12 protein-coding genes are annotated in these 13,001 nt (G+C 67.6%); 4 read left to right on the forward strand and 8 right to left on the reverse strand.

The features are described from left to right. Window positions 1–22: 22 nt before the first annotated feature. The 6 genes from A6I89_RS09205 to A6I89_RS09230 all read right to left on the reverse strand — a co-directional run bounded on the left by A6I89_RS09205 (window position 23) and on the right by A6I89_RS09230 (window position 5,402). Complete coding sequence (locus tag A6I89_RS09205; RefSeq protein WP_013414840.1) at window positions 23–1,483, reverse strand: MFS transporter; 1,461 nt, start codon at window positions 1,481–1,483, stop codon at window positions 23–25. Then, the gene (locus A6I89_RS09210) at window positions 1,480–2,316 is read right to left on the reverse strand and encodes a mycofactocin-coupled SDR family oxidoreductase (protein ID WP_013414839.1); all 837 of its coding nucleotides are present in this window, start codon (window positions 2,314–2,316) and stop codon (window positions 1,480–1,482) included. The genes A6I89_RS09205 and A6I89_RS09210 overlap by 4 nt, the downstream gene beginning before the upstream one ends. Window positions 2,317–2,483: 167 nt before the next feature. Continuing rightward, the gene (locus A6I89_RS09215; protein ID WP_022594036.1) at window positions 2,484–2,819 is read right to left on the reverse strand and encodes a DUF202 domain-containing protein; all 336 of its coding nucleotides are present in this window, start codon (window positions 2,817–2,819) and stop codon (window positions 2,484–2,486) included. Then, window positions 2,816–3,178, reverse strand: coding sequence for a YidH family protein (locus tag A6I89_RS09220; protein WP_005515619.1), 363 nt, complete (start codon window positions 3,176–3,178; stop codon window positions 2,816–2,818). The genes A6I89_RS09215 and A6I89_RS09220 overlap by 4 nt, the downstream gene beginning before the upstream one ends. A gap of 34 nt (window positions 3,179–3,212) precedes the next feature. After that, complete coding sequence (locus A6I89_RS09225; protein WP_022594035.1) at window positions 3,213–4,475, reverse strand: DUF1214 domain-containing protein; 1,263 nt, start codon at window positions 4,473–4,475, stop codon at window positions 3,213–3,215. A gap of 9 nt (window positions 4,476–4,484) precedes the next feature. Then, window positions 4,485–5,402: a TauD/TfdA dioxygenase family protein gene (locus tag A6I89_RS09230; RefSeq protein ID WP_022594034.1), complete on the reverse strand. Its 918-nt coding sequence runs from the start codon at window positions 5,400–5,402 to the stop codon at window positions 4,485–4,487. Between the two features lie 410 nt (window positions 5,403–5,812). Here A6I89_RS09230 and A6I89_RS09235 point away from each other — a divergent pair, with 410 nt between their 5' ends. After that, a complete protein-coding gene (locus A6I89_RS09235) occupies window positions 5,813–7,333 on the forward strand; it encodes an MFS transporter (RefSeq protein ID WP_022594033.1) in 1,521 nt (506 codons plus the stop codon). Here the strand turns inward: A6I89_RS09235 and A6I89_RS09240 are convergent. Further along, window positions 7,276–7,908, reverse strand: coding sequence for a TetR/AcrR family transcriptional regulator (locus A6I89_RS09240; protein WP_232244887.1), 633 nt, complete (start codon window positions 7,906–7,908; stop codon window positions 7,276–7,278). The two genes, A6I89_RS09235 and A6I89_RS09240, sit on opposite strands and share 58 nt — an antisense overlap. A gap of 179 nt (window positions 7,909–8,087) precedes the next feature. Here A6I89_RS09240 and A6I89_RS09245 point away from each other — a divergent pair, with 179 nt between their 5' ends. After that, complete coding sequence (locus A6I89_RS09245; RefSeq protein WP_022594031.1) at window positions 8,088–10,427, forward strand: arylsulfatase; 2,340 nt, start codon at window positions 8,088–8,090, stop codon at window positions 10,425–10,427. 36 nt (window positions 10,428–10,463) lie between these two features. Here the strand turns inward: A6I89_RS09245 and A6I89_RS09250 are convergent, their stop codons facing one another. Beyond that, window positions 10,464–11,132, reverse strand: coding sequence for an IclR family transcriptional regulator (locus A6I89_RS09250; RefSeq protein WP_013414834.1), 669 nt, complete (start codon window positions 11,130–11,132; stop codon window positions 10,464–10,466). Window positions 11,133–11,425: 293 nt separating this feature from the next. Here A6I89_RS09250 and A6I89_RS09255 point away from each other — a divergent pair, with 293 nt between their 5' ends. Both A6I89_RS09255 and A6I89_RS09260 read left to right on the forward strand, forming a co-directional pair. Continuing rightward, a complete protein-coding gene (locus A6I89_RS09255; protein WP_013414833.1) occupies window positions 11,426–11,908 on the forward strand; it encodes a VOC family protein in 483 nt (160 codons plus the stop codon). A 104-nt stretch (window positions 11,909–12,012) separates the two neighbouring features. Then, window positions 12,013–12,807, forward strand: a complete 795-nt coding sequence (locus A6I89_RS09260) for a mycofactocin-coupled SDR family oxidoreductase (protein ID WP_013414832.1) — start codon at window positions 12,013–12,015, stop codon at window positions 12,805–12,807. The last annotated feature ends 194 nt before the right edge of the window (window positions 12,808–13,001 follow it).

Genomic DNA, 13,001 nt, shown 5'->3' on the forward strand with positions numbered 1-13,001 from the left:
CGGCCGGATGGGCTGGTAGCGGTCAGCTGACGCGGGCCGGGTCGGGCCCCGGGGCGTCCGCGTCCACCCGCGCGGTGCCGGTCCGGAGCCGCAGCGGAACACAGACGACGACGATCAACGCGACCGCCGAGACCGCCGCGCCGAGCCAGAACAGCCGATCCAGCCCGATCGGCGAGGGCACCGCGGTGGCGCCGACCATCACCGCTGAAGCCGCGAGGACAGCCGCACCGACAGCACTCGCACCCGAGGTTCCGACCGCGCGAACCAGACTGTTGACGCTGTTCGCCGACGCCGTCTGGTCCAGTGGCACCGCCATCGTGATCAGGACCGGCATCGCGGCGAGCGCAAACGCGACGCCCACCGAGACGACGAACGCGCTGATTCCCACCGTGAGGACACTGCTGCCGAACACGCCGCGTTCGACGAAACCCAGACTGATCGCGCCCGCCCCCACGGCCAGGGTGACGCCGGCGCCCCACGCGCGAATCATCGCGGCCGACACCGGGGCGAGGAAGATCATCACGACGCCGCCCGGGAGCATGACGAGACCTGCTGCCGCGGCGCTGAGCCCGAGGCCGTGCCCCTCCGACCTCGGCACCTGCAGTTCCTGCGTGGACGCGTAGGAGCTGAGGAACATGGCGAACCCCAGAAGGAGCGCACACAGGTTGGAGACGAGGACCGGCCGTCGGATCGATGTCCGGAGATCGACGAGCGGATGGGACACCCTCGACTCCAACGGGATCCACACCGCCAGCCCGATCACACCGGCAGTCGCGAGCCCCACGGTGGGCAGACTCCCCCACCCCCAGGTGCCGCCCTTCGAGATCGCGAGCAGCACTGCGCTCAGGGCGGACGTCAACAGCGCCGCACCCGCGTAATCGAAACGGCCCGCGGCGCGGGTGTTCGACTCCGGGACCACGAACGGCAGCAGCACCGCCATCACGACCGCGAACGCCGCGGGCACCCAGAACAGGGACTGCCAGCCGAGATGTTCGTGCAGGACGCCGGCGAGCGGCATCCCGAGCACACTGCCGATGCCGATCGTCGCGCTCATCAAGGCGACACCACTGCCGAGCCGTTCGGGCGGAAGGACGTCCCGCATCATGCTGATGCCGACCGGCATGAGCGCCATGGCGAAGCCCTGCAGCCCGCGACCGACGACCGCCGTCACGAAGCCCGAACCGACGGCCGCGACCACCGATCCGGCGATCATCAGCCCGAGGCACACCAGCATCATCGCGCGCTTGCCGAACATGTCGGCGAGCTTGCCGATCAGGGGTGTGCCGACAGCGCCCGTCAACAGCGTGACGGTGACCAGCCAGGAGGCGCTGGTCGGCGGGACGCCGAGGTCGACCGCGAACGCCGGTAGGACGGGAACGACGAGCGTCTGGAGGAGCGCCACCAGGATCCCGCTGAGGCTCAGTACCCCGATGACGAGCCCGCTCCGCGCGGTGCGCGGAGCGGGCGGGGGATCGACTGTCACCCGGTCACACGGGCGGCATTACCGGCATCGATGGGAAGCACGGTGCCGCTGATGTGGGCGCTGGCTTCGGCGGCGAAGAAGAGCACTGCACGGGTGATCTCGAACGGGTCGAGCCACGGCACGGGCTGCGCGTGCAGGGACTGGAAGACCGGGGCGACGTCGTCCATCGTCGGTTCTTCGAGATCCGGTCGCATCATCGAGTAGAGCGCCTTGTTGTGGATCATGCCGGTCGAGATGTTGCCGGGCGCGATGGCGTTGACGGTGATGCCGTTCTGGGCGAGATCGAGCGCGGCGCTCTTCGTCATGCCGATGACGCCCCACTTCGATGCGGCGTACGCGACCATGTTGGTGTTGCCGGCGCGACCGAGCATCGAGGAGATCGTGACGATGCGTCCGTAGCCCCGCTCGATCATGCCGGGCGAGACCGCGCCGATCGTGTTGAAGACACCGGTCAGATTGGAACCGATGGCCTCGTTCCACTGCGCCGATGTCATCGACTGCACCGGGGCGGCAACCGAGACACCGGCGTTCGCGACCGCGATGTCGACGCGGCCGAACTCGGACTCGGCGCGCGCGACGAGATCGTCCATCGCGGCGCGGTCGGCGGTGTCTGCCTTGACGGCGATGCACTTGCGGCCGGTCGCCTCGACGAGGCGCACGGTCTCGGCCATGTCCTCCTCGGTGCCCAGCGGGTAGAACACCGAGTCGCTGTCCTCGCACCGGTCACAGATGACGACGTCGGCGCCGCGTTCGGCGAATGCCACGGCATGCGACCGTCCCTGTCCCCGGGCTCCGCCGGTGATCAGCGCGACCTTGCCTTCGAACTCCTCCATACTGCTGCTCTCCTCGAGATCGGGGACCGCGACGACACACGGGGTCCGCAACTATCACTACCCGCCCGGGATGTGACTACGGCCACAAGTCCCGCCCAGCGGGAGGCTCCTGCACGCTCCCCACCGAAGCACATTCGACGCCGCGATCGCGAAATGCGACGCGATCGTCACCGCCCGTCGACGAGGATGACGGCCGCCGACACCGCCGCGAGGGCGACGACGGTGACGGCCAGTCCGAGCAGCAGAGCGAACGGATAGACGGCACGACCTGCGTCGAAGCGCTCGCTCACCCGTTCGTACCGGCGGCGGGCCGTCACCACGACGACGGATGCCGACATGATCGCCCACGTACCGAGGACCTGGATCACCACCGAGGATCCGGGCACGTAGCGCAGACAGAGGAAGGCGACCGCGGCGAGGCTCGCGGCCGTGCGCACCCATGCGAGCGTCGTGCGCTCGGGTTGCAGGCCGGGATCCCGCTGTCCCGCGGCCGCCGTGCTCACCGAAGCACCACGATGAGCAGTGTGACGCCGGCGCCGGCGATCATCCCGGCCAGGACGGCCGCGATCGCCGGAACCGGAAGGCTGCGACCGGTGCGCATCGCCGCCTCCACCCCCATCCATCGGAGAAACGCGAAGACCACCAGCAACACCGCGCCGACGAGCAGGCCGACCACCAGGACGGTGTGCACGGTGGGGCCCACGACGTCCGTTCCGAACGCTTCGAGGCCGACCGCGGCGGCGATCAGGCCGAGCCCGGTGCGCACCCAGGCGAGATAGGTGCGTTCGTTCGCGAGCGTGAAGCGCGGGTCCGGATCCTCCCCTTCCCGGAAAGCCCTGGGCCTCCACCCGCGCGTCGTCATCGTGATTGCTCCTCCTCGTGCCCCGGCGATCGTGTCACCGACCGTAACGCTTCAACACGGCCGCGCGCCTGCGCGCCAGCGTTGCACGGCGCCGGGCCGCGTCGACCCGTTCCGTGGTCGCGGGCAGTTCGGCGAGGACCTCGTCGAACCTCACCTTACGCACCGTCGGCGTCGGCAGATCGGTGCCGGTGGCGAGCCACCATCGGTACACGCACCGGGTGAACTCGTTGCCCGCGGTGTCCAGCCAGTTCGCGACGCCGGGGTCACGGTGCGCCACCACGGCCCGGAACACACCGTCGGGGTCGAGCACCGCCTGGTGTCCGTTGAGCGACGTCTGCCGGTAGGTGTAGTCGAGCGACTGTCCCCAGTAGTCACCGAGGTGGATGTTCCAGAAGTGGCATTCCGGCGGCGTCACCTCGAGAATCAGAGCCTCGTCCGGTGCGATCTCGAAAGTGCCACCGCCGTATGCGATGTGCCCACCGTCACCGGCGTACGACGAGCTCACCGCCGGCTGGGTGCGCAGCACGTTGCGGTCGCCGTCGCGCAGGCTGTACATCGCCGCCCAGTATTCGGCGAAGCCGTCGACGAAACGTCCGACGGATTCCACCTGGGCGGTCACGGTGACCGGTTCGGTGACCGGGCCGGACCCGTGGACGTCGATCCGCTCGATCGACAGGTGGTACGGATCCTCGGCGTTCCAGTCGTAGAAGTACTGGCGGGTGATGATGTCCCTCGTCGCCGGCGGCATCGGCAACCAGTTGCCGTCGTGCGGTTCGGCACTGATGATCACCTCGAAATCACCGTTGTCGCGCAACGCTATTCCGCCAGGGTTGGAGATCGCACCGAGTGTCGACCCGGTAGCGGCCTGGAACGCGGCCCGGAAGTCCTTCGGCCGGTCGCCGTCCGACTGCGCCTTCTCGTACAGGGTCACGGTGTCGTACAGCGTGAGTCCGATGTAGCGGGCTCGCCCACCGGTTCCGGTGAGCCGGTACGTCCCTGCCGGGTCGAGCACCGCGTGGCCGAACAGGCAGTCCGGGGACTCCGTCGCGTACCGCTTGGTGTTGTCCTGCAGGTGTCCTAGCTCGGGGTAGTCCGGATCGGCGCTGAAAACCACCTGCTCGAGGCCGGCGTTGAGCAGGTTGAGCAGGTACCGGTAGCCCGCCGCCCGCATCGCGGGGTCGTCCGACCGCGGGTCGCCCTCGATCACCTTCGAAGCTCGGGAAAGGTTGTCGCACAACCCCTGCCACGCCGCGTCGAGATCTTCGTTGCGCCGCCGGCGCTCGTCTGGAGCCTGCACGGCGCCCCCTCAGGCCGGCACGTCGCCGAGAATGGCGACACGTTCCATCACGCGGCGGTGCGGGAAGTAGTCGCTGGCCGCGTAGTGCTGCGTGGCACGGTTGTCCCAGAACGCGATCGAGTTGGGCTGCCACCGGAACCGGCACTGGAAGTCGGGCACCTTGGCCTGGTCGAAGAGGTGGCGCAGCAGCGCCTCGCCCTCGATCGGGTCCATGTCCGGGATGTGTGTGGTGAACAGGCTGTTGACGAACAACGTCCGGCGGCCCGTCTCGGGATGGATCCGGACGATCGGGTGTTCCACCGGCGGGAACTGTTCCTGCATCGCCGCAAGCTTCTCGGGACTCATCGACCGACCGAACGAGGGAACGAAGTCGTGGACCGCGACGCGTCCCTCGATCTTCTCCTTCACCTCGTCGGACAGGCAGTCGTAGGCGTTCCCCATGTCGGCCCACAGCGTGTCGCCACCGGCCGGCGGCACCTCCAGCGCCCGCAGGACGGACCCGAGAGGCGGCCGCTTCTGCCACGTCACGTCGACGTGCCAGATGTTCTCCGTTCCGGGACTGTCCTCGCCTCGTTCGAAGTGGACCACCTCGGGAACCTCACCCTGGGGAAGCAGCGGATGCACCTCCAGTTCACCCCAGTGACGCGCGAAGTCGCGGTGCTGGGTCCCGGTGATCTGCTGATCACGAAAGAAGACGACTTTCCATTCCAGCAGGGCCCGGCGCAATTCCTCGATCGCCTCCGGACTCGGATCCCGCAGATCCACGCCGTGGATCTCCGCACCGATGAACGGCGTCACCGGCCGCACCTCGAACTGCGTGTAGGGCTCCGACGCGAAACCGTCGGCGCACCTGCGCATCCCGCGCGGTCCGAACTCGATCGAATGGCCGCCGATCTCGACGGTTCGACTACTGGTCAGCGTTGCCATGCAAGTCTCCTGGCTTTCGAGGGATCCCGCTCCGAACACACCACCGCCGACGCCTCCGTTCGGCTGAGCCGACGAGTACGTCCCCGGCAAAGTATCAGTCAGCGACTTAAATCGTCAAGACACTGACTTAAAGTATCGAAACATGCTGTCCGGAAGGAGCATTGAAGGAGTCAGCGGCGGGACCGAGGCAGCCTGCCCCGCCACCCACTGAGTGGGACCCGCGTCACAGGACGCCGTCCGGGTGGGACTAAGGTCCCTTCCCCGGGGCGACTTCGCCACCACCCCGACTCCGTCGCGAATGCCACCACCAGGCACATCCCTCACGACTTCCTCACGACGACGAGCCGATCTGCGCCTCAGTGCTGCCCTGCGCGGCCGTCGCCGCTCGACATACGAAACGAAGGACCACGATGGCGCTAGCCCTCACTCCTGTTCACGGCAAGATTCCACGCGCTCGCATCTTCGCCGTGCTCGCCGTGATCATCTTCTTCTCCGAGATCGCAACCTTCGAGATCCTCATGGTGTACCCGGCGATGCCGCACATGGCACCGGCGTTCCAGACGCTGAACATCGCGTGGGTGGTCTCGATCGTCACTCTCACCGGCGCCACGCTCATGCCACTCATCGGCAAGGCGTCCGACCGGCTCGGTAAGAAGCGCGTGATCCTCGGCCTCGCCGCGGTATTCGTGCTCGGCAGCGTCGTGTGCGCGACGGCGACCACGTTCCCCGTGCTGCTCGCCGGCCGAGCCATGCAGGGCGTCCTGGTCGGAATCGTCGCGCTCTCGTACAGCCTCGTACGCGACATCATGCCGCGCGATTTCGTTCCCGTCGCACTGGGCATGGTCGCGACCGGTATCGGAATGTCCGCGGTCGCGGGCCCGTTCATCGCGGGCTGGCTGATCGACGGATTCGGCTTCCACGGAATCTTCTGGTTCATGGCCGTCTATCTCGCCGCACTGATTCCGCTGTACTGGTCGGTGGTTCCGGAGAGCCCCGTCCGCACCGACCGTCCTGTGGACTACCTCGGCACCGCCCTGCTCGGACCAGGCGTCGCCGTCCTGCTCCTCGGCATCACGAAGGGCAGTTCGTGGGGTTGGTCGGCCACCAGTACCCGCGGGCTACTGCTGGTGGGCGTCGTCATGCTGGTCGCCTTCGTCGCGTGGCAGCGGATCGCTCCGCACCCGCTGATCGACCTGGGAATCCTGTTCGGCCGCAGGTTCGGTCCCACCGTGCTGGCCGTCACCGGGCTCGCGTACATGATGAATGCACATTCGATGTTGATGCCGACGCTGCTGCAGACACCTGCCGGACTCCCGGGAATCTCCTACGGCGCCGGACTTTCCGCCACCCAGTACGCACTGTGGACCTGCCCGCTCGGTATCACCGCCATGTTCGCCGGGCCGTTCGGCGGGTTCCTCGCCAAGAGGATCGGCGCCCGCCAGGTTCTGCTCGGCTCCGGGATCTTCTTCCTGATCACCATGTTCCTGGGCAGCAAGCTGTTGACGTTGCCGTGGCAGGTGGCGCTGCTCAGCGCGATCGCAGGCTTCGCAGTCGGCTTCCTGCACTCGTCGAACGCCAATCTGGTGCAGGACGCACTACCGCCCGAGACCAGCGGCGTGGGAACCGCCATCGCTGGGGTGACGATGCAGCTGTGCTCCGCGATCGCCGTGACGGTCACCGGTGTGGTGATGTCGCACCACGTGCAGGCGGTCGACCCGAAGACCCACGCCGTCCTGTACGCGGACGCGGCGCTCTCCCGCGGCTTCCTCTACGCGGCCGCCGTCGGACTCCTCGGCGTCGTGGTCGCTCTCGTGATGAAGCACGGACGTCGGCCTGCCACCGGCGGCCTGCAGTCACCGCTCCCCGCGGGCGGTCACGCCGAGGCCGAGTCCGGTGCCTCGAGCGCCCCCACCGACATGTCGATCAGATGACGCACGGTCTCGTCGAAGCCGACGTCCACCAGGGTGTTGCCGCCGTTTCGGCGCTGCTCGAAGACCGCGAGGGCCGAGACCGCCATGTTCAGCATCAGGTCCACCCGAATCACCGCGACCCGTCGTGGGAGGTGGTCGAGCGCCCGCATCAGCCGCGTGGAGACCTCGCGACTGACCTCGGTGACGTCGGACAGCTCCGCGTTCGCGATGTCCACCGAAGGCGACACCCGGGCGATGAACTGCGCGTAGTACGAGTCGGTTCCCGACGTGCGGAGGTAGTCGGCGAGCGGCACGACGACAGCTTCGACGAGACCTCGGATGTCCTGTCCGCGGCCCTCCTCGTCCAGCTTGGACAGGAAGGCCGCGCGACTGCGATTGATCTCGCGCATCCGGCGCCGGAAGACCTCGAGCACGAGACCGTCGCGCCCGCCGAAGTGGTACTGGACGGCCGAATTGTTCTTCTGACCGGCCGCGGCGGCAACGTCACGCATCGACACGCCGTCGATGCCACGTTCCGCGAACATCCGCTCGGCGACCTCGATCATCGCGCTCTTCGCGCTTCCGGGATTCGACACGCCGAGAGCGTAGTAAGTCGGCGCTTTAAGGGTCAAGGCGCAGCGGGTACGCTCCCCCGCAGATCCGGCGACGTCGAGCCCGCCCCCTCGAAGCCTCGCAGGGTTCGTGCCTCGAAATGGGCTCCGCCGCAATGAATACGACGTTCCGCACTCGTTCCACACCCCCAGAGAGGTGCTCCATGAACCGTCATTCGATCCCCATCGTCCGCACCGATCCACAGATCTCCACGGCGGTCGACTACCGCAACCAGACGGAGCCGTTCAGCCGCCCCCAGCCCGTCCGTCCGCCGTCCGGCGCACCGAACGTCCTGCTGGTGATGCTCGACGACGTCGGATTCGGTGCCCCGTCCGCGTTCGGCGGGCCGTGCCGTACCCCCACCGCGGAACGACTGGCCGCCGACGGCGTCAAGTACACCCGGTTCCACACCACCGCGCTGTGCTCGCCGACGCGGGCCGCGACCCTCACCGGACGTAACCACCACAGCGTCGGCTTCGGCGTGATCGCCGAACAAGCCACGGCGGCGCCCGGTTACAACGGCACCCGACCCGACTCGGCCGCCACGGTTGCCCGCATCCTGCAGGGCAACGGGTACGCGACGGGCGCGTTCGGCAAGATGCACCAGACACCGACATGGGAGATCAGCGAGGCCGGCCCGTTCGACCGGTGGCCCACCCGCGAGGGATTCGACCGCTTCTACGGGTTCCTCGGCGCCGAGTCGGACCAGTTCGCGCCGGTGCTGTACCGGGACTTCACCGTCGTCGATCCGCCGTGCACGCCCGAGGAGGGCTACCACATGTCGGAGGACCTGGTGGACCAGGCGATCGAGTGGATCGAGTCCGTCGGCACCATGGACCCCGACAAGCCGTGGTTCTGCTACCTGCCGTTCGGTGCCTGCCATGCGCCGCTGCAAGTTCCGGACAGCTATCTCGACAAGTACCGCGGAGAGTTCGACCACGGCTGGGACCGGCAGCGAGAGATCACGCTCGAGCGGCAGAAGCAGCTCGGTGTGGTGCCGCCGGAGACCGAACTGGCGCCGTGGTCGGGCGATCTGCCGCACTGGGACGACCTGGACGAGGGCCAGAAGAAGGTCTCCGCCCGCCTGATGGAGCTGTACGCGGCATTCCTCGAGCACACCGACGATCAGGTCGGACGTCTCGTCGACCGGCTGCAGGAGTCGGGCGCGCTCGACAACACGCTGGTGCTCTACATGCTCGGTGACAACGGCGCCTCCGCCGAGGGCGGCATGGAAGGCTCGTTCAACTACCTCGCCGGACTCAACGGCTACAAGCAGACCACCGCCGAGGTGCTCGAACGCTTCGACGAGCTGGGTACCCCCACCAGCTACCCGCACTACCCGGCGTCGTGGGCGCTGGCCCTCGACACTCCGTACCAGTGGGCCAAGCAGGCGGCGTCGCACTACGGTGGCACCCGCAACGGCCTGATCGCGCACTGGCCCAAGGGAATCAGCGAGACCGGACTCCGCCACCAGTGGCACCATTGCGTGGACATCACGCCGACCATTCTCGAGGCTGTCGGTGTGCCCGCTCCCGATTCGGTCGACGGGGTGCCGCAGAAGCCGATGGAAGGTGTCGCGATGAACTACACCTTCACCGACGCGAACGCGGCGGACCGGCACACCACGCAGTACTTCGAGATCTACGGCAACCGCGGCATCTACGACAACGGCTGGACGGCGGTGACGCTGCACCGCGCCCCCTGGCTGATGGCGACGTACGGGCTGCAACTGCCGACGTTCGACGAGGATCGGTGGGAGCTGTACGACACCAGCGTCGACTGGTCGCAGGCTCGCGACCTCGCCGACGAGTTCCCCGAGAAGCTCGCGGAGCTCCAGCAGAAGTTCCTCGTCGAGGCGGCCCGGTACCAAGTGCTGCCGCTCGACGACCGCACCGTGACCCGCAACGTCGCACCCGCGGACCGGCCGCCGCATCCGCTGCGCGGACGAACGAGCATCACGCTGTACCCGCACATGAACGGCCTGCCGGAGAAGGCGGCACCGCCGTTCTTCAACCGGTCGTACGTCCTCACCGCGTCCCTCGAGACCGGCGGCGAGCCGTGCGAGGGTGTGCTGGCAAGCGTCGGGGGCAGCTTCGGCGGCCTGGCGTTGTACGTCGCGGCGTCGAAGCCGGTGTTCTGCTACAACTTCAGCGGCGGCGGCACGACGTTCGTGCGACCGGACGTGGAGCTGACCGCGGACACCCGCGAGGTGCGCCTCGAATTCGATTACGACGGAGGCGGAATCGGTCTGGGCGGAGTGGCGCGACTGTTCGTCGACGACGTCGAGGTGGGCAGCGGCCGCGTCGAGCAGACGACTCGCGCGATCTTCAGCATGAACGAACAGCTGGATATCGGCGTCAACCGCGGCAGCCCGGTGTGCGAGGACATCGTGGGCCGCTTCGCGTTCACCGGGCGTCTTCACCACGTCCGCGTCGACCTCCCGGGCGAGGGCCGTCCCGAGACGGCCGACGAGCGCCGGCGCGTGGCGCTGGCGACGCACTAGGCGCTTCGCGCCCGTGCGCCTTTCTGGTAGTCCCCACTACCGAAAAGGCGCACGGGCCCTCCGGGCCTGCTCGAGTGCCCGGAAGATCGCGCCGGCAGCCTGACGCACCGGCGCGCCGTGCGCCTGACTGAACTGGACACGAGAGGGCCGCCCGCAGATCGAGATGCCGGCCCGCAGTTCGCCACGGGTGTCGATCGGTGCCGCGATGATGTTGATGCCCCCACCCTCCCCGCTGGACTCGAAGGCGAGGCCCTGAGCGCCGGACGCGAGGAGACTCCTCCCGATCGCCGACCGGTGGGCAGGCTGACGGCTACCCGGCCGGCTGGGAAGCTGCTGCGCCAGGCTCCCTCCCACCCTTTCCAGGTACAGGACGTCCGGGCCGTCGAGAACTCCCAGGAAGACGACGTGCCCCGTGGTGCGGTGAAGCCAGTGGACGATCGGCGTCGCGGCCACGCTCAGACTGTTGCGCTGCAGGGCAAGCGATCCGAGCTCCATCAGCCGGGGACCGAGCTCGTAGGCACTGCCGTGACGCTGCAGCCACTTCATCGCCACCAAGCGCTCGAGAATTCGGTAGGACGACGTCCGCGGGATTCCGGTGTGCGCGGCCAGCTCGGCCAGCGTCATCTGGCCACGGCCCGTATCGAACGCGCCCAGCACCGCGGCTACCCGATCGAGCAGCGTGGACGGTGGTGGAGCTGAGCGCATGGCGGTTTGCCTCACTGTGATGCGACGCGGGGAACGAGAGACGCGGCGAACGGACGGCCCGGGTTCGCGAGTGGGGCGACCACAGCATCGAGAAGATTCGATTCACACCCGCGGATCCCGACCGATATCGAATATTGAACCTTCATTCAGCGAATGCTAACACGCACTTTTGGTCGGTCAAGTGTTCACTGCATGGAACAGATCCTTGAGTCCGAACGCAGCTTTGAACGATCATTCATCTCGAGATCCGAACCCGCACTCGCACTTGTGACGCAACTACAAGGAGGATTCCGGTGGGACCGTTCGCCGTACCCGACGTCGATTTCGGACTCGGAAAGCTGCATCACGTCGGCATCGTCGTGCCGGACTCCGAAGCCGCGGTGCAACACTTCGAAGACCTCTATGGCCTCCCGATACGTCTGCTGCCGGAGTCGCACTACCACTGCCGGATCGACGGCATCGCGCACTCGACGGTCCAGCGCCTCGGACTCAGCATCGACGGCCCCCCACACGTGGAGTTGCTCCGCGAAATCCCTGAAACTTCCGTATGGCAGCCCCATTCGGGGGTACATCACCTCGGATTCGTGGTCGACGACCTGGCCGCGGCGTCGGCGGCCCTCGCACGTCGCGGGGCACCACTGTGGATGGGCGGGCTCGGTGACGGTCGGTGCCCGGTCGGCACCGCCTATCACCGCGACGCACTGGGGCTGACCATCGAACTACTCGACGCTGAGACCGCCGCACGGTTGGCCTCCCGGCTCGACGACGCTCGATGACGCACAGGACCGCCGGCGAAATAGCACAGCCGCGAACCAATACAGAACATCGGTGACCACTCAATGGAACAAAAAGAATTCACGTCCGGAGGGCCTTTATGAGAATGCACGGCAAAGTTGCGCTGGTGACCGGGGCGGCGCAGAGCCAGGGACGCAGTCACGCCGTGGCGATGGCATCCGAGGGGGCCGACGTCATCGCGCTCGACATCTGCCGACAGATCGATCTCGTCCCCTACCCGATGGGAACCTCCGAAGGACTTGCCGAGACTGCTCGCCTGATCGAAGCGGCAGGCCGGCGCGTGCACGCTGCAGAGGTCGACGTGCGGGACCGAACCGCCCTCGAGCGGGCCGTCGCGAAAGGCGTCGACGAGCTCGGCCGACTCGACGTCGTCGTGGCGAACGCCTCCATTTGCACGGTGCAACGGCACGAGGACGTGACCGACGAAATCTGGAGAACGACGCTCGACGTCAACCTCACCGGCGTGTGGAACACCTGCGCCGCCACCATCGCGCACCTGGAAGCCACCGGCGGAGGGAACATCGTCGTCACCGGGTCGACGGCGAGCACGGTCGGGCTGCCGTTCTACGCGCCGTACACGGCGTCGAAGCACGCCCTCACCGGCCTGTGCAGGTCGCTGGCGCTCGAATTGGCCGACCGGAACATACGGGTGAACATGATCAACCCCACCGGGGTCGACACGCCACAGGGGCACTCGCAGGTACTTCCCGAACTGCTGGCCGAGCGTCCCGACCTCGCCCCCATCTTCGTCAATTCGCTGCCCGTCGAACGCATCGACGCGTCCGACGTGACGAAGGCGCTCATGTACCTCGCATCCGACGACGCGCGGTACGTCACCGGCATCTCGCTGCCGGTCGACGCCGGATCGACCATTCGCTGAACCCACTCGACCGTCAACCACCGCAGACACTTCGACCGACGAGGAGATTCCATGACCAGGGTTGTCTACGCCCGCAGTGTCCACGACGAGCGCGAGATCGAGGCCTGCCTCGAGGTCTTGCGTGGTGGTCCGTTCGCGTTGAAGATCGGCAAGAACGTCGCCGAGATGGAGCGCAAGGTCGCCGACCTGTACGG

It is taken from the genome of Prescottella equi, assembly GCF_002094305.1.
Classification (GTDB): Bacteria; Actinomycetota; Actinomycetes; order Mycobacteriales; family Mycobacteriaceae; genus Prescottella; species Prescottella equi.

Excerpts from the sequence above, each read along its gene's own strand:
- A6I89_RS09210 (WP_013414839.1), bottom strand. The coding sequence starts at position 2,316 with ATGGAGGAGTTCGAAGGCAAGGTCGCGCTGATCACCGGCGGAGCCCGG.
- A6I89_RS09220 (WP_005515619.1), bottom strand. The coding sequence starts at position 3,178 with ATGACGACGCGCGGGTGGAGGCCCAGGGCTTTCCGGGAAGGGGAGGAT.
- A6I89_RS09230 (WP_022594034.1), bottom strand. The coding sequence starts at position 5,402 with ATGGCAACGCTGACCAGTAGTCGAACCGTCGAGATCGGCGGCCATTCG.
- A6I89_RS09235 (WP_022594033.1), top strand. The coding sequence starts at position 5,813 with ATGGCGCTAGCCCTCACTCCTGTTCACGGCAAGATTCCACGCGCTCGC.
- A6I89_RS09245 (WP_022594031.1), top strand. The coding sequence starts at position 8,088 with ATGAACCGTCATTCGATCCCCATCGTCCGCACCGATCCACAGATCTCC.
- A6I89_RS09250 (WP_013414834.1), bottom strand. The coding sequence starts at position 11,132 with ATGCGCTCAGCTCCACCACCGTCCACGCTGCTCGATCGGGTAGCCGCG.
- A6I89_RS09260 (WP_013414832.1), top strand. The coding sequence starts at position 12,013 with ATGCACGGCAAAGTTGCGCTGGTGACCGGGGCGGCGCAGAGCCAGGGA.